This is a genomic window from Tateyamaria omphalii (assembly GCF_014651375.1).
Taxonomy (GTDB): domain Bacteria; phylum Pseudomonadota; class Alphaproteobacteria; order Rhodobacterales; family Rhodobacteraceae; genus Tateyamaria; species Tateyamaria omphalii.
Genome location: NZ_BMWT01000010.1, coordinates 1 through 16,873, shown reverse-complemented (window position 1 = coordinate 16,873; position 16,873 = coordinate 1). Strand labels below are relative to the sequence as shown.

The following is a 16,873-nucleotide window of genomic DNA, read 5'->3' as shown; positions in this document are numbered from 1 at the left end:
GACCGCTCCCTCCTTGGGGGGGCGGTCAAAAGATGAAATCATCGGCACCAAGGTCGGACAGGCTGACGTTGATCAACCGGATCGAACTGGTCGCGCTGGTGGTCAAAACGATGTCACGGCCAACCTGAACCGCATTGGACAGAACATCGGAAACGCTATTCAGCCCATCGAAATCCGAAAAATCCATCAACTCGAGTGAGTTTGCGGCATTGAAATCACCGATCGTGTCATGGCCATGGCCTGCCTCGAACACAAAGCGGTCAGCGTTGAAGTTTCCGAACAAAAGATCATTGCCCGCCCCGCCGACAATCGTATCGAATCCGGCACCGCCATACAGCGTGTCCTGATCCCCCTCCCCCATCAGGATGTCATCACCGGTACCACCGAAAAATCGGTCGTTGCCCGACCCACCCCATGCAGTGTCGTTGCCCGCCTCGCCAAAGTGGCCGTCGTTCTCGGTGCCGCCCAAAAGCTGGTCATCGCCGGTGCCTCCAAACAGACGATCCAGACCCTGACCGCCAAACAGGGTATCGTTGTCGGCGCCGCCATAAAGGTTGTCAGCCTGCGCGCCGCCATCCATCAGGTCCATGCCATCGCCGCCGTCCAGAAAATCAAAACCGGCATCGCCGAACATCGTATCGTTGCCCGCCTCCCCCCAAAGACCATCGGTCGTCAACCCAAAGTTGATACCAGCACTCATCCAGTCGTCACCATCTCCTCCATAAAGCCGGTCGGCGGTTGCGCCAGACCACATCCGGTCGTTGCCGGAGCCCCCAAAAAGCTGGTCATACCCGTCCCCGCCGATCAGGATATCCCGCCCGCGGCCGCCAAAAAGAGAATCCGCGTGGGCGCCGCCGACAAGGGTGTCGTTGCCGGTGTCGCCGAACAACGTGTCGAACCCGGCACCGCCAAAAATGAGGTCATTGCTGGTGCCGCCATCGATCCAGTCCTGCCCACCGTCCCCGCTCACGCTGTCACGGCCGTCTCCGGCCATGATCGTATCGTTGCCCGAATTGCCAAAAACAATGTCATTCCCGGTGCCAAATTCCAGCATATCATTTGCTGCTGATCCCCGGTTTGCTTGCGGATTTGACGGCATATCAAATTCCGGTTGCTGCAAGACATCGGGCGCGTCCGGTTGGGGTCCGGCCCGCCTTGTGACAGGAAGGCCGGGGTTCGGATCTGGATCCGGATCTGGCGGAGCCGGTCCTTCACCGGTGTAGTCATCGGGATCAACCGAGGGACGTCCATCGGCAATGATGGTCCCGGCTCCGAAATCACCGGCGGTCAGGCTCGATCCATCCGCAGACCGCACCTCGATGACAGCCGTACCATAGCGCAGCTCGGCCCCCCAACTGCGGGACAAAACCAAAAGGTTGTCGATGCCGCCCACCAGACCAATTGCAGAAATGTCGATACGGTCGACACCCCTTTGAAAATCAAGGATCACATCCGTATCTGCGTCATCCGCCAGGATGAACAGGTCAGCCCCTGCCCCGCCGCTCAGCGTGTCGGCCCCTGCCCCGTCAAACAGCACATCGTCACCAGCGTTGCCGGTCAGAACATCGTCACCGGTGCCACCATTTAGGTAGTCATCGCCGTGGCCACCAGCCACCCCGCCGCCTGTGTCGGCGACATGGCGGGTCAAGCCGGGATTGTCCAAATGAAACGAAAACTCGACAAGGTAAGGAGCTGCCTGCGTCGTGACAAAGATGCGCGCACCGGTGTCAGTGGCGGTTGCCGTCAGGCCCGAAATACCGCGCAGCGGCGCGTCAACGGTACCCGCCACCGTTTCAACATGTTGCAAACGCCCACCCGCCATCAAGGCAAACAAGCTCAACCCGGAATCCGTACCTGCCGCCAACACGAATGTCTGGCCGTTGACCATGACGGACGTGATATAAGAGGCATCGTCAAACCGCGTGTTCTGACTGTCGATAATATGATCCACGACCTCCATTCCACCGCCATCGGGATCGATGGCCAGAACGGTCAGCGTGCTGCTGCCCGAAGACGTCACCACAATGTACAAACCACCGTCAGTGCCCTGAACGACAACCATCTCACCAGGCCGGTCCCCCCAGAAACCATCCGAGGCGTCGATGTCTACGACATGCTGCATCGTGCCCGTTCCGGACGTTCGAAACAGCGACAGGGTGTCTTCGGACCCGTAAGACACAACGGCAAAGGTCTGCCCGTTGTGGGTCGTGGTCACAATGTCGGTGGCTGTCTCTCTCGACATCGGACCACCTTGCGCGATGCTGCGGGTTTGCATGTCTCCGTCCGGTGTGAAGGTGATCTGAGCCAACCCGCCAGACCGCAGCGCGGCAAATGCACTGCCGCCACCTCCCAAAAGGGCCATTTCGGCGATGTTGCCTGCATCGAAACCGGACGATGATGAATCGAAGCCTCCGCGCAACTGTGTGTTGCCCTGGCCGACCGTGACATCCACGCCGCGCAACGCAGTACTGTCGAGGCCAGCCAGAAACAGATCATACCCGTTTCCGCCCGTTGCGCGCACCTCGATATCGGTGCTCTCAAGTTGCAAATACTGCGCCGGGATCGACCAGCTGCCGGTCTCCCGCGTGTCTCCGGCGTTTGTCCCAAGATCAAAAGCCGTTAGCCAGCCATCCCCACGGGTGGCCGTAAACAAAAATGCGCCTTGCGCGGTCTCAACCAACTCAAGGTCCATGACGCCGACCAGCGCCTCACCATTCGATACCGTTACCGCCCCGTATGTCGTGAACGTCACCGACATATCACACCCCAAGGATTACTCACCACGGGGCAAACATGGTGCGCCTATCGGTTGGCTTGCGGGCACGAATGCGGCACAGGCGCGACCTATGCGCTTGATTTTAGTGGTCCTGGCAAGTCTTCGCTAACCAAGGTGTTGCGTCAGCATACACCTTCTCGAACGGCCTTTTTTCGGCATGTTAACCGCGCCGGTCACAGGGTTGCGCGCGTTAACCGCGCTATAACCTTTCGAAAGGACCACCCCCATGCCAGACCGCTCGTCGATCTTGTCCATGCCCTATATCCAGCCTTCACAGGCGCAAAAACACGTGACCCACAACGAGGCGCTAAGGCAGCTCGATGCCATCGTGCAATTGGCCGTGATCTCAACTGACCTGAACGCACCTCCCCCGCAACCAGGCGAAGGCGCGCGCTATATCGTGGCACCCGGTGGATCAGGTGCCTGGGCAGGCCGCGATCACAACGTCGCGGTTTGGACGGATGCCGCATGGATTTTTCACGCGCCCAACAGCGGGTGGCGCGCCGATGTTTTGGCAACGGGCGGAACGGTGCGTTTTGACGGCACCACGTGGGTGACACCAGCGGCCGAGCCACTGCAAAACGCGCCCTTTGCAGGCATCAATACCACCGCCGACACCACGAACCGCCTCAGCGTTTCATCCGACGCCACGCTGCTCAACCATGCTGGCGGCGGACACCAGCTTAAGCTGAACAAGGCCAACCCGAACGACACAGCCAGCCTGCTGTTTCAAACGGGATTTGAGGGTCGCGCGGAAATGGGCACGGCAGGCAATGATGATTTCGCAATCAAGGTGTCTGCTGATGGCACAGCCTTCAAAACCGCGCTTGTTGCGGATGCAGGCAATGGGGCCGTGCAATTTCCCCAGGGCAAAACCTATTTCGAAGACGTGTTCATCACAAATGATGACGCCTACGGTTTCGATATTCCGTTCTCGAACCCGGCCCGCATCCTGATGTGGATGTCTGTCAACATCGCAGGGCGCTACTACCTGTTCTCCATCACCGGATCCCTGTCCGGCGCGTCGAATTTCGGGGGATTGTTCATCAACCCACCTGGCACATTGAATTTCCTGTCCGGCGCGCTCGACGGCACCACCGGCCCGGATGGCACAATCAACGTGTCCATCGACAACAGCAGCAGCACCAGACGCATGTATATTGAAAACCGCCTTGGCTCGAACCGCTTTTTCACGCTCGCAACCCTCGGAAAATGATTGGACAGACCATGATACAAAAGCCACCAACCGAATATCGCACCTTTGAACTGCCTGGCCTCGGGCGTGTAACCGCACCAGCCCATATGACAGAAGAACAGTTGTTGGCAGAACTGCACACCGATGATGACGGCGAGACAGGCAAGGCCCAAAACGATAAGCGGTAATCCCCACCGGACCCTGCTTGCACCCGTGACACCCGTCAGTCCCTTTGCTATGCGATCCCTGTATAGCAAAGGGGTACCTCGTGAACGTTACCAAAACTGCCCTTCCCGGTGTTTTACTGCTCGAGCCGCGGCGCTTTGGCGATGATCGGGGATTCTTCAGCGAAAGCTGGAACCGTCGGACCCTGTCGCAGCATGGGATCGACACTGAATTCGTGCAGGACAACCATTCGATGTCCAGCGCCACAGGCACACTGCGTGGCCTGCATTTCCAAGCCCCCCCTTCTGCACAGGCAAAACTCGTCCGTTGCGGACGTGGCGCCCTTTTTGACGTGGCCGTGGACATCCGCCGCGGCTCGCCCACCTACGGACAGTGGGTTGGATACGATCTGACCTTTGAAAACGGTCTCCAGCTTTTGATCCCCGAAGGGTTCCTGCACGGGTTTGTCACCCGCACGCCCGACACCGAAATCATTTACAAATGCTCGGACTATTACGACTCCGAAGCGGATGGCGCAGTAGCATGGAACAGCTGCGGTATCGATTGGAATTTTGAAGGTACGCCGGTGCTGTCCACCAAGGACGAAGCCGCGCCTGCACTCGATGATTTTGACAGTCCATTTGTTTACGAGGCCAAAGAATGAAATTGCTTGTAACCGGCGGTGCCGGTTTTATCGGGTCCGCCGTCGTGCGACAGGCCGTGCGGGACGGTCACGAGGTAATCAACCTCGACGCTCTGACCTATGCAGCCTGCCTTGAAAATCTGACACCGGTGGCAAACGCCCCAAACTACACCTTTGTGCAGGCCGACATACGTGATCGCGCGGCCCTGGATGAGATCTTCAAGGAACACGCCCCGGACGCGGTCATGCACCTCGCGGCTGAAAGCCATGTGGACCGGTCCATCGACGGTCCCGGCGACTTCATCGAAACCAATGTCATGGGCACGTTCCAGATGCTGGAAGCGGCGCGCGCGCATTGGGACCGGGAGGGCCGCCCCGACAGTTTCCGTTTCCACCATATCTCGACGGACGAAGTCTTCGGCTCGCTTGGCGAAACAGGAATGTTCACGGAAACAACACCTTACGACCCGCGTAGCCCCTATTCGGCCTCCAAGGCATCGTCCGACCACCTGGTCCGGGCCTGGGCCGAAACCTACGGTCTCCCGGTTGTCCTGACCAACTGCTCGAACAATTACGGCCCTTATCACTTCCCCGAAAAACTGATCCCCGTGATCATTCTGAACGCGTTGGCGGGCAAGGATTTGCCAATCTATGGCGACGGATCGAACGTGCGCGACTGGCTCTATGTCGAGGATCACGCGGACGCGCTGCTTCTGGTGGTTCAGAAGGGCGAAGTTGGCCGTTCTTACAACATCGGCGGCGAAAACGAGCGGACGAACCTTGAGCTGGTGCAGACCCTGTGCGGAATCCTGGATGAAATGCGGCCAAAATCCTCTGGGTCTTACGCGGATCAGATCACATTCGTGACGGATCGTCCCGGTCACGACGCGCGCTACGCCATCGATCCGGCCCGCATTCGGGATGAACTGGGCTGGCGCCCATCCGTCACCGTCGAGGAAGGTCTGCGGCGCACCGTCGAATGGTATCTTAACAACGAGGCGTGGTGGCGCCCGCTGCAGGATCGCAGCGGCGTGGGCCAACGTCTGGGCACCAAGGCGTGACACGCCTGGTTGCCCCTTTGCGGCGCAACCGAAAGGGTGCGTGATGCCACTGGCACGTGTCGGGTCCAAGCTTGTGTATTTTGCCCATGTTCCGAAATGCGCTGGCATGTCGATCGAGAACTATCTGGCGGGCCGTTTCGGGCCTCTGGCCTTGCTGCACAATAAGTATGGGCAATCGCCTGAACCAGAACGCTGGTCGCGCACATCGCCGCAACACATGCCAGAAGCAATCCGGCAGGACTATGTCCCCGATGGCTTTGTGGACGCCTCCTTTTCCGTGGTGCGCCACCCTGCCCTGCGCTTGCGCAGCGTTTTCCTGTTTCAGCGCGACATCGAGGGGCGGATCGACCCGGAGACCGACTTTGCACCGTGGTTGGATCAGGTGACCGACGACATGAACGACCCCTTTGCCTATGACGGGCACCTGCGCCCGATGACAGACACGGTGCCCAAAGACGCGACGGTCTTTCACCTTGAAGACGGACTTGATCCGCTGATCGCTTGGCTGGATGAGCTGTCGGAAGATACCGACGGACCGCGCCAGATCAAGGCGATCAACGTGCTTGCAAACCGGCTGATCCGGATGAAAAAACCTCCGGTGTCACTGACGCTCACACCACAGGATTTTGACCGCATCGCTCAGCTCTACGGCAACGACTACAGGCGCTTCGGCTATGGCACAGTGCCGGAACCACAAACGGAGACATGCAATTGAAGATTCTCGTCTTTGGACAATCAGGGCAGGTCGCCACCGAACTGGCCGCTTTGCCTGACACCCTGTGTCTGGGCCGGGCCGAAGCCGATCTGGGCGATCCACAGGCCTGCGCCGACGCGATTCGCAAACATGCACCAACCGCAGTCATCAACGCAGCGGCCTATACGGCTGTCGACAAGGCGGAAGAGGAAGAGGTGCTGGCGACCACCATCAATGGGCACGCCCCCGGCGCCATGGCACAGGCCTGCGCGGCCCTCAGCGTCCCCCTGGTGCACATTTCGACCGATTACGTGTTTGATGGCTCCGGGACCGCTCCATGGCCCACAGAAGCCCCTACAGGCCCTCTAGGCGCCTACGGGCGGTCCAAACTGGTCGGGGAAGAGGCTGTGAGGTCCAGTGGTGCCACCCACGCGATCCTGCGCACATCTTGGGTGGTGTCAGCGCACGGCAACAACTTTGTCAAAACCATGCTGCGGCTCGGGAAAGAACGCGATGCACTGACCATCGTCGCTGACCAGATCGGCGGCCCCACACCGGCACGCGCCATCGCCGCCGCCTGCCACGCCATGGCGCTGCAGCTGATCAAGGACCCGGACAAGTCCGGCACCTACCACTTCTCCGGTGCCCCCGACTGCTCTTGGGCGGATTTCGCACGCGGGATCTTCGACGCGGCAGGGATCAGCTGCGCCGTTACCGACATCCCCTCCAGCGATTACCCAACCCCGGCCGCACGTCCTGCCAATTCCCGGCTCGACTGCTCCACCCTGACCGACACGTTCGGCATCGCCCGGCCCGATTGGGGCCAAGGCCTCAAAGACATACTTAACAATTTGGAAAAAACCACATGACACAGCGCAAGGGCATTATCCTCGCCGGCGGCTCCGGCACACGGCTCTACCCGATCACCATGGGCGTCTCGAAACAGCTCCTGCCGATCTACGACAAGCCGATGATCTACTACCCGATCTCGGTGCTGATGCTGGCAGGCATCCGCGACATCGCCATGATCACCACACCGCAGGACCAGGACCAGTTTCAGCGCACACTGGGAGACGGCAGCCAATGGGGCATCTCGCTGACATACATCACACAGCCGTCACCGGACGGGCTGGCACAGGCGTATCTGCTGGCCAAGGATTTCCTGAATGGGGCGCCCTCGGCCATGGTGCTGGGCGACAACATCTTCTTCGGGCACGGCCTGCCCGACCTGCTGGCCGAGGCGGACAAGCAGACCAGCGGCGGCACGGTCTTTGGCTACCACGTAGCCGATCCCGAACGCTACGGTGTGGTGGGTTTCGACGCGGACGGAATAGCGCGCGAGATCATCGAAAAACCAACCAACCCGCCCTCCAACTACGCAGTGACGGGCCTGTATTTCCTAGATGGCGACGCGCCGAACCGGGCCGCGGACGTGAAACCGTCTGATCGGGGCGAACTTGAAATCACCTCGCTGCTGGAAATGTACCTGCACGACGGTGCCCTGCGAGTGAACCGGATGGGGCGCGGCTATGCATGGCTTGATACCGGCACCCATGGCAGCCTTCTGGATGCAGGGAATTTCGTGCGGACGCTCACCAACCGGCAAGGGTTGCAAACAGGCTGCCTCGAAGAAATCGCACACGAACACGGCTGGATCACCGACGAACAGCTGCTTGAACGGGCGCGCATGTTCTCCAAGAACGGCTACGGAGCATACCTCAAGGGGCTGCTGGGCTAAGCCAAAACACACCCAACGCCCTTTTCAGAGCCTATATTTGAGCGGCGTTGGGTGATCTAAGCGCTTGCCTCGGTGACTTCGTGAAAGGCGCCGGGCACTAGATCTTCCCAAAACTCCACCATACGCGGCGCGCATAGGGCGGACGCCCAGCCAAGACGCGCAAATTCGCTGCGCATCAATTCATCATCCAGCCAATTCAGGAACAACCGGCGGTCCGCATCCCGCTGGGTCGGGGTCCGGGCCTCGACCAGCTCCTGCACACGGGCCATCGTGGCGGCGCGGGCTCGACGCTCCTGCGCCACTGCTGCCTCCCGCTTTGCATCGGCTTCTGATTGCACCGACTGGGCCGCATTGCGTGCCTCGGCAGCCGCCACAGCTTCCGCACTGGGTTCCGGGGCTTTGGGCGCAGAATAATCGTCGCGCAAAGCGGCGCTCAGATAGCGCACGGGGCTTTCAACACTCCCCCTGCCCTTCAGATAGACGATCTTCTCCGATACATAGTCTTCGCCATGTTCAGAAATCCACTGACGGGCCAGACGGTCACTCACACCCAGATCAATCAACGCGGCATAGACCGCCCCCTGCCGCACCCCTGCCCCATCATCAATGTCCAACATGGCAAGCTGCGGGTTTTCCTTGATCAGGAACCTGATCTCGGACACTTGCCGTCCCATCTTGTGCAGCTCAGGCGTAATCAGGATGTTCGACGTCTTGTTCACCTCGGCCACCGCCGGCTTGATGATCTTGGCGTTCAGATGCTTGAAACTCTCGTAATAGGCACTGCCATCCACCCCCATCAAACGACGAAAGAGGTCCAGCGGCCACCAACCCGTCGACCCCGTGCGCACGAAACGATAGCAGTTTTCATACAAGGCTAGGGCATGACCCGATGTGAACCGCCGCTGAATGTTCAGATTGATCAGGGCAAAGACCTTGGGGTCGTGCAGCTTCTCGGCCAAGGCCGGTGAATAAGCATATTCGCAAACACCACCCGACAGCTTGGCATAAGACAACAGCGCCGACACACCCCACTCCTGCCGTCCGTTGGCATCCAGCATGTCCCACTCGGCCGTCGTCTCTGCAAGGCTGCGCAGAGACTGTTTCAGCGTATCCATGTCATTGGAATTGTACCCCACCATCATACACAAGGTGCGCGCATCAATCTGGTGCTTCGTCTTTGTCACCAACCCGTCATAGGCGTTAAGCAACAGGACGTTGCTCAGCTTACGCTGCAACAGCGTCAGCTTGCCTGACACGTGGATCGCCGCCACGTTCTTTTTGACAGACTGACGGCGCAGTGCACCGGTCAGGGTGTCATGGGGAATGGAAGCATCCATAGGGGCCTCTGCTGTCACTGCCTCATCTTCCGCTCTTGTGGCGGTGTTGCCGTGCAGTATGACATATAAAGGTGCCCGCGCCCAACATTTCTTTGGGGACCCAAATACGGGATCAGGCTATCCCGCAAACGGGTACCCAAAGCCGAAACGGTGGGCAAGTCTGGGGATAACCTCGCGCAGTGAGTCGCAAACACCCCGGAAAAAGCATCTCTAATCAAGGGGCACCGCGTTTGGGTTCCTCTCCCCCTGCGAATCGGACCCTCTTGTCCCGTACATGGGTGCCTATGATCCTGCATACGGGTTCCTTTTAGACCGCATTAAGGTACCTACACACCAATAAGTGTTTGTTAAAAATAACTATTCATGTCGCAAAGATTCTAAACCTGATCAAAGGTCAACAAGTATATGTTGTCCTTTTTCTTGTATGATAGAGTGATGAAAGACATGGTTTCGCTTGCGAAACCTCAGCTCCACTCAAAAAGATACGCTCCTTCTTTGCGATTCACTTGTTGCGCAAGATGTGCGATGATTTGCCCGATAACATCGAAAAAAGATGATCTAGGCAAGGCAGCAGCACATGGACCGCAAGTCTGACACCCCCCTCCCCCCATACTTCAATCTCGATCCGCAGACCGCGGCAGGCAAGCTGAGTGACCCTGTTGATACGGCCCGATTCGCGAAGGCCGCCGCTTTTGCCGGGCGCGGACGGGATGATCTGGCCAAGCGTGGCTATGCCCCCGATGGGCGCAAGAAGCTGCGCAAGTTTTCGACTTGGGAGGTGTGCCGTTATCTGATCCCCGTGGCCCCAGCCCACCTGCGGCGGGTACTGAACAAGAATCCCGACCTGCCCCAGGGCGAAGGTCAAGGCAGCGCCAAGTGGTTCAGCCTCGAAGAAATCCTGACCCTCCGCGATCACTTCGCAACCGAAGGGGTCAGCACCAAGGAATACCGCCCCTACCGCCCCGAAGGTCTGCCAGCCAAGGTCGTCGCTGTCGCCAATTTCAAAGGCGGCGTGGGCAAAACCAGTAGCGCCGCGCATCTGGCCATGTCGGCAGCCCTTGATGGATACAAGGTGCTGGTGGTCGATCTCGACAGTCAGGGCTCCATGACCTCGATCATGGGCGGAACGGTCGAGGATGAATGGCAAACGGTTTTCCCTCTCCTCGCCCGCGATTATGCGACCCAATTGCAGGCCGAAAACCGGGTCCGCGCTGCGGGGGGTGATCCTGAATTTCCGCTAGATGAGACGCTCACCGAAGCCCTGGGGGTTTCGCTGCGAAACGTGGTCCAGAAAACCCACTGGCCAAATATCGACCTGATCGGGGCGCAGTTGAACCTCTACTGGGCCGAGTTCCAGATCCCCGTCTGGCGTATGAACCTGCGCAACTGGCAGCTTTGGGATGCGCTTACCAATGCGCTCGACGATGGGGGTGCGCTGGATGAGTATGACATCATCCTGCTGGATACGCCCCCTGCCCTCGGTTACTTGACGATCAACGCGCTGGCGGCCGCCGATATCATCCTGGTGCCCCTTGGTGCCTCGTTCCTGGAATTCGATTCCACCGGTCGTTTCTTCGATATGCTCTATTCCACATTCTCTTCGATCGAGGATGGGGAGAATGCTGCGCGACGACGGGCCGGGCTGCCGGAGATGAAATTCGAATGGGATGTGGTTCGGGCTATCATTACCCGTTTTGACGCTAGCCAGCAGACCGATCTGGCCAACGTGATCCAGGCATATTTCGGGGATATGACCAACGCCTATCGGCAGGAGTACACGTCCATGGTTGGGCAGGCAGGCGAGAGCGTGAGCGGGATTTACGAGGCCGATTACCGCGATTTCAACCGCGCCACCTATGTCCGTGGGCGCGAGACATTCGACCGGACTTACGCAGAATTCAAAGAGATTCTCCTAGGTTCGTGGTGGCGTGATGATCAGGAGCGGACGCACACGGAGCAGGAGGTGGCCAATGGCTAAGCGCAGACAGCTAGAGGTTCCATCCGCCGAAGCGTTAAAGGAAATCGAGGAGGGTTTCGCGCGCGAAACCCCGCCCCCGGCCCGGCGTGCGCCGATAGCGGATGTCGCTGCCGACGCGGCTCTGCACGCCGATCCACGCTCCCTTGCCGACCGCGAAGAGCAGGCGCGCACCGCTGCCGAAGTCGAGGCGTTTAAGGATGCCAAGGCGCGAGGTCTTGTCGCTGTTGAGTTGCCGATCGGAGAGATTAGCGCAGACGCCTTGAGCCGTGATCGCGTGGCGCTGGGTGAAGAAGAGATGGCCGAATTGAGACGGTCCATCGCGGATCACGGGCTGCGTTTGCCTATCGAGGTGTTCGAGCCTTCGAACCCTGAAGCTGCGGGCAGATATGCGCTGATCTCGGGGTTCCGCCGCTTGGCTGCTGTGCGGGAACTGAATGCGCTGTCTGGAGGTGAAAATCACCAGACGATCCCAGCCTTTGTCCGGTCGCCTGATAGCCTAGCGGCGGCGGTCGTAGCGATGATCGAAGAGAATGAAATCCGATCTGGATTGAGCCAGTATGAGAGGGGCAGGGCGGCTGCGGTGGCCGTGCATGAAGGGGTGTTTGCTTCTGTGGATGAGGCGGTTGGGGTGCTGTTCTCGTCTGCGTCAAAGGCCAAACGATCCAAGATTCGGTCTTTTGCCCTCGTTCATGAAGAGCTTGGAGATATGCTGCGCTTTGGACCCGATCTGAGCGAACGCCAGTGCCTGCGTGTTGCGGCTGGTTTGAGGGCAGGGCAGAGCGAAAACATGCGGCAGGCTTTGGAGAGCCATGCCATCGCCAATGCCGCCGATGAGTGGGCTGTTCTGGAACCCTTGATCGAGGTCATCGAAGGCATTGCCCCGGACCCAAGTCGGGGCGGCCGGCCGCGCAAAGTTGTGGAGCGCTCGGCGCCGGTGCAGCTTGCCAACAAAGTCACCATGGAACGGGTCCAGACCGAGGATGGATACGCCATTCGCTTGCGTGGCCCACATGTCAACGAAGAGCTGATTGAACAGGTGATGGATCGAATCAAGTACCTGCTGGAAGAGATTTGAACTAAGGGCAAGCTGGCCGGTTTCGCGCGCGAAACCTGGGCGTGTGCAAAATGCCGCCGATCAAAAATACCGACTGATTCCGGCACTAAATCGCTATGTAGAGACTGCTTTTGGCAGCAAAATCGAGTCTAATTTGAACATCCGTTCTGTGGCGGTTCCGCACTGTTTTCCGCTGCTGATGGAGCGCGCGTCGATCTTGGGTCGACCCATTCTGTGGGGCGGTGTATCCCGCAGGCGTGTTGCGGCGCAGCATTGAAAAATGTTCTTGAATTGTTCTATTTGGAGACCCATCCATGCCCATAACGCCTGTATTGCTGTGCGGTGGTTCCGGCACGCGGTTGTGGCCGCTTTCGCGCAAGAGTTATCCCAAGCAATTTGCGTCTATCCTTGGAGGAGAGACCCTTTTCCAGGCATCGGCACGTCGTCTTGGCGGTTTTGAATCGCCTGTCATTATCACCGCTTCCGATTTTAGATTTATTGTGGTCGAGCAGTTGGCAGCCGTGGGAATTGATCCGGCAACGGTGCTGATTGAGCCTGAGGGGCGCAACACCGCGCCTGCCGTTTTGGCGGCAGCCCTGCATCTGCATGCCGAAGACCCGGATGCGATGATGTTGGTGTGCCCATCGGATCATATGATTCCGGGGGACGCCGAGTTTTGTGCTGCTGTAGAGGCTGGCGTGCCTGCCGCTGAATCCGGTCAACTGGTCACGTTCGGCATTCAGCCAAGCTATCCTGAAACCGGATACGGGTACCTTGAGCTTGAAGCCCCGGCCACAGATGCGCCTGCCGCGCTTGTGCGTTTTGTAGAAAAACCAAACGCGGAAACAGCCGCCGAGTTGGTCGCATCAGGCCGACACATGTGGAATGCCGGGATTTTCCTGTTCCGCGCATCTGATATTATCGATGCCTTCAAGGCACATGCGCCGAACCTTGTGGCCCCAGTGACCGACGCGGTTGCCAACGCGATCCCAGACCTGGGCTTTCTGCGTTTGGCAGTTGAGCCGTGGAGCAAGGTCGAGGACATCTCGGTCGACTATGCTGTGATGGAACGTGCCAGCAACCTGTCGGTTGTGCCCTATAGCGGAGCGTGGTCCGACCTGGGCGGTTGGGACGCGGTCCTGCGCGCAAGTAACCGGGATTCGGACGGGACTGCGACCTCGGGCAATGCCACGGCCATTGATTGTTCAGAAACCTTGCTGCGATCCGAGCACGACGGTTTGGAGCTGGTCGGAATTGGTCTGGAGAACGTCATTGCCGTCGCTATGCCTGACGCGGTTCTGGTTGCGGATGCCAGCCGGGCACAGGACGTAAAGGGCGCTGTTGCCAAGCTGAAGGCGCGCGGGGCAGGGCAGGCGGAGCATTTCCCAAAGGACCACCGCCCTTGGGGCTGGTTCGAGAGTCTGGTGATTGGCGATCGGTTCCAAGTCAAGCGGATCGTGGTGCATCCCGGCGCGTCGCTGAGCCTTCAGTCGCATCACCACCGCGCTGAACATTGGATCGTTGTCGAAGGCACCGCGCGTGTCACCGTGGACGACAGTGTCACGCTCGTGACCGAAAACGAATCCGTTTACATCCCGCTGGGTGCCAAGCACCGGATGGAAAACCCCGGCCAGGTACCAATGGTTCTGATCGAAGTTCAGACGGGCACGTATCTGGGCGAGGATGACATCATCCGGTACGAGGACGTGTATGCACGAGGGCAGGGCGCCAAGGGCTGAGACCTGACCTTGTCTGTACACTTGTTTTACGTGTAATCTGCACGCGCTGGACCCGGGGGGAAGGTGCGTGAGTTAGTGGTTCGTGGTTGGCGAAATACTGTCCTTGCAGGTATCTGCGCCCTTGGCGCAGTGCTGCTGGGAGGTATCATGGTGCAAACAACGGATCGTGTAGAGGCGCGTCAGGTTGAACGGCCTGTTTTGTTTGTCGAGTGCCCAACCGAGACAGGAGCGCTGTGTCAGGCGCTTGTGCGCTCAATTGCGGTGCATGTGCCACATCACGTTATCCGGCTTGACCCAGCCCCTGCAGGCGCAAAGTTCCTGCGCGTCACCTTTCATGTCGCGCAGGACGTTGATCTCTTTTCCGGATACCTGAGCTGGCGCGTGCCTGGCGGGGCAATGGGGCAGGGGCCTGTGCACCAGCTTGCGGGTGGCAATGTCGTTACGTCGTCCATTGCGGCGCAGGAATTTGCGCAGGCTCTTGTCTCAAAATCGCCAGAATTGCAGTCTATTTTGGCTGCGTCCAAATAGTTTTATTCAATTAGGAACGGACCCGAACGAATGTGTACAGTTTGCTTTGCCACCCAGACCTTTGACCCCATGCGTCATGGCAATGGACCTGATCCGCTGCTGCAAAACATTTTCGAGGATGTAAACGCGCCGGATGGAATTTCGACCACTAATTCGATGGCAGTAGGCGACAGTTTTCTGGGCACAATCAATGGAAGTGGCGACGAGGATTGGGTCAGCATTACCCTGACTGCTGGCGAAAGCTATGACATTTCGCTGGCGGGAACGGGTACGGCAACGGAAAACCCGGATCCTTACCTGTATATCTACGATGCCAATGGCACGCTTGTTACATCCAACGATGACAGCGGCGGAACACGGGATTCGTTCATCAACTTTAATGTGACGACAGGTGGAACCTATTATCTGGTCGCAGATGCCTGGAACACAAATTTCGGAGATTACCGGCTCAGTGTTACAGAAGCGTACACTTATCCGCCGTCTGGCATTGAAGGAACGCTGGATGAGTTGGCGGGTTATCTGACCAACGGTTATTGGGGTGGGCAGCAATACACATTCGACACCAGCTCATCAAATGTCATCACGGTCAACCTGTCGGGCTTGACCGCAGCTGGTCAGCAGTTGGCACGATGGGCAATGGAAGCCTGGGAGATGGTGGCCAACCTTGATTTTCAGGAGGTGGCGTTCGGCAGCGAAATGATCACCTTTGACGACAACGAAAGCGGTGCATTTGCCTATCGTCCGAATGGTGGATCAAGCAGCGGCGTCGAACTGAATGTGGGCACCGGTTGGCTGAACAGCTACGGCACCAGCATCGATAGCTATTCCTTCCAGACTTATGTGCACGAGATTGGACACGCGATCGGGTTGGGGCACCAAGGGGGCTACAACGGCAGTGCCAGCTACCCCAACGACACCTATTTCACCAATGACAGTTGGCAGATGTCGGTGATGTCGTATTTCAACCAGAACGAAAACACGACTGTCGATGCCGGCTATGCCTTTACGGCTGGACCTATGATGGCTGACATTGTCGCGATCCAGAACCTGTACGGCGCACCGGGTGCCAGCACGGCCACTGCAGGCGACACGACCTATGGCGTCAATTCGAGCCTGGGCAATTACATGGACCAGCTGTTCACGTGGCTGTCGACCGGGCAGACTTCGGCCAATGTCACCGGCAGTGCGATGGTCTTTACGATCTATGATGTGAGCGGCACGGATACGTTCGACGGGACCTATACCGACGCACCGGTGCGGCTGGATTTGAGGGCCGAGCAATTCTCGGACATCGGCGCGGCCAACGACGTTCTGGCCATCGCACGCGGCACTGTGATCGAGAATGCGATCCTGGGGGGCGGCAACGACACGGTGACAGGCAATTCCGCCAACAACGTGCTGAGCCTGGGGATCGGGAACGATAGCGCTGAGGGCGGTGCCGGAGATGACAGCATTGACGGTGGTATCGGTTTTGACACGATCCGAGGTGGTGCTGACAACGACACGATCCTGGGCGGTGACGGGGCGGATTCGCTGTTTGGCGATGATGGCAACGATCTGATCATTGGCGATGTGGGCTTTGACCAGCTGTTCGGCGGCGCCGGGAATGACACGTTGTCCTCAGGTGCAACGGCGGACCGTGTTTTTGGCGGCGATGGCAATGACGTGATCCGGGGCGGGTCCAACGTGGGCATTACGGTGGATGGCCTGTTCGGCGAGGCCGGTGATGACACGATCTTTGGCGACGGTGGCTTTGACCTGCTGGACGGCGGCGACGGCAATGACAGCCTGGACGGTGGCAACCAGGCCGACAACCTGTTTGGTCGCGGGGGCGAGGATACGCTGATCGGGGGCCAGGGCTTTGACCGGCTGTTTGGCGGTGCCGAGAACGATGTGCTGATCGGGGGCCAGGGCACGGACGGGTTGTTCGGCCAGCAGGGCAACGACGATCTGAACGGAGGGACG

14 protein-coding genes are annotated in these 16,873 nt (G+C 58.9%); 12 read left to right on the top strand and 2 right to left on the bottom strand.

The window, feature by feature from the left end; genetic code table 11:
- Positions 1–25: 25 nt before the first annotated feature.
- Positions 26–2,758 (bottom strand): calcium-binding protein, encoded by a 2,733-nt coding sequence (locus IE087_RS23740; RefSeq protein WP_189371727.1) that lies wholly within the window; start codon positions 2,756–2,758, stop codon positions 26–28.
- A 244-nt stretch (positions 2,759–3,002) separates the two neighbouring features.
- On the opposite strand from IE087_RS23740, the gene IE087_RS21965 reads away from it, so the two are divergent.
- The 7 genes from IE087_RS21965 to rfbA all read left to right on the top strand — a co-directional run bounded on the left by IE087_RS21965 (position 3,003) and on the right by rfbA (position 8,272).
- A complete protein-coding gene (locus tag IE087_RS21965) occupies positions 3,003–3,992 on the top strand; it encodes a DUF2793 domain-containing protein (RefSeq protein WP_189371726.1) in 990 nt (329 codons plus the stop codon).
- Positions 3,989–4,159 carry a hypothetical protein gene (locus tag IE087_RS21960; protein ID WP_229801531.1) on the top strand — a complete coding sequence of 57 codons (171 nt, stop codon included), beginning with the start codon at positions 3,989–3,991 and terminating at the stop codon, positions 4,157–4,159. Before IE087_RS21965 ends, IE087_RS21960 begins: the two co-directional genes overlap by 4 nt.
- A gap of 80 nt (positions 4,160–4,239) precedes the next feature.
- Positions 4,240–4,800 carry a dTDP-4-dehydrorhamnose 3,5-epimerase gene (gene rfbC, locus IE087_RS21955; RefSeq protein WP_189371724.1) on the top strand — a complete coding sequence of 187 codons (561 nt, stop codon included), beginning with the start codon at positions 4,240–4,242 and terminating at the stop codon, positions 4,798–4,800.
- Positions 4,797–5,840 carry a dTDP-glucose 4,6-dehydratase gene (rfbB, locus tag IE087_RS21950; protein WP_189371723.1) on the top strand — a complete coding sequence of 348 codons (1,044 nt, stop codon included), beginning with the start codon at positions 4,797–4,799 and terminating at the stop codon, positions 5,838–5,840. Before rfbC ends, rfbB begins: the two co-directional genes overlap by 4 nt.
- A 43-nt stretch (positions 5,841–5,883) precedes the next feature.
- Positions 5,884–6,555: a sulfotransferase family 2 domain-containing protein gene (locus IE087_RS21945; RefSeq protein ID WP_189371721.1), complete on the top strand. Its 672-nt coding sequence runs from the start codon at positions 5,884–5,886 to the stop codon at positions 6,553–6,555.
- Entirely contained in the window at positions 6,546–7,403 is an 858-nt protein-coding gene (gene rfbD / locus IE087_RS21940; RefSeq protein ID WP_189371719.1) for a dTDP-4-dehydrorhamnose reductase, read from the top strand. Before IE087_RS21945 ends, rfbD begins: the two co-directional genes overlap by 10 nt.
- Positions 7,400–8,272: a glucose-1-phosphate thymidylyltransferase RfbA gene (gene rfbA, locus IE087_RS21935; protein ID WP_189371717.1), complete on the top strand. Its 873-nt coding sequence runs from the start codon at positions 7,400–7,402 to the stop codon at positions 8,270–8,272. Before rfbD ends, rfbA begins: the two co-directional genes overlap by 4 nt.
- A 56-nt stretch (positions 8,273–8,328) precedes the next feature.
- On the opposite strand, the gene IE087_RS21930 is transcribed toward rfbA, so the two are convergent.
- Positions 8,329–9,609 (bottom strand): replication initiation protein, encoded by a 1,281-nt coding sequence (locus IE087_RS21930; protein WP_189371715.1) that lies wholly within the window; start codon positions 9,607–9,609, stop codon positions 8,329–8,331.
- 577 nt (positions 9,610–10,186) lie between these two features.
- On the opposite strand from IE087_RS21930, the gene IE087_RS21925 reads away from it, so the two are divergent.
- The 5 genes from IE087_RS21925 to IE087_RS21905 form a co-directional block, all read left to right on the top strand.
- Positions 10,187–11,587: an AAA family ATPase gene (locus tag IE087_RS21925; RefSeq protein WP_189371713.1), complete on the top strand. Its 1,401-nt coding sequence runs from the start codon at positions 10,187–10,189 to the stop codon at positions 11,585–11,587.
- Positions 11,580–12,662 (top strand): ParB/RepB/Spo0J family partition protein, encoded by a 1,083-nt coding sequence (locus IE087_RS21920; protein WP_189371710.1) that lies wholly within the window; start codon positions 11,580–11,582, stop codon positions 12,660–12,662. The genes IE087_RS21925 and IE087_RS21920 overlap by 8 nt, the downstream gene beginning before the upstream one ends.
- Positions 12,663–12,955: 293 nt before the next feature.
- Positions 12,956–14,380: a mannose-1-phosphate guanylyltransferase/mannose-6-phosphate isomerase gene (locus tag IE087_RS21915; protein ID WP_189371709.1), complete on the top strand. Its 1,425-nt coding sequence runs from the start codon at positions 12,956–12,958 to the stop codon at positions 14,378–14,380.
- Positions 14,381–14,527: 147 nt separating this feature from the next.
- On the top strand, positions 14,528–14,908 hold the full coding sequence (locus IE087_RS21910) for a hypothetical protein (protein WP_189371707.1): 381 nt from the start codon (positions 14,528–14,530) through the stop codon (positions 14,906–14,908).
- Between the two features lie 30 nt (positions 14,909–14,938).
- A partial coding sequence (locus IE087_RS21905) for a M10 family metallopeptidase C-terminal domain-containing protein (protein ID WP_229801530.1) occupies positions 14,939–16,873 on the top strand: 1,935 nt, incomplete at its 3' end.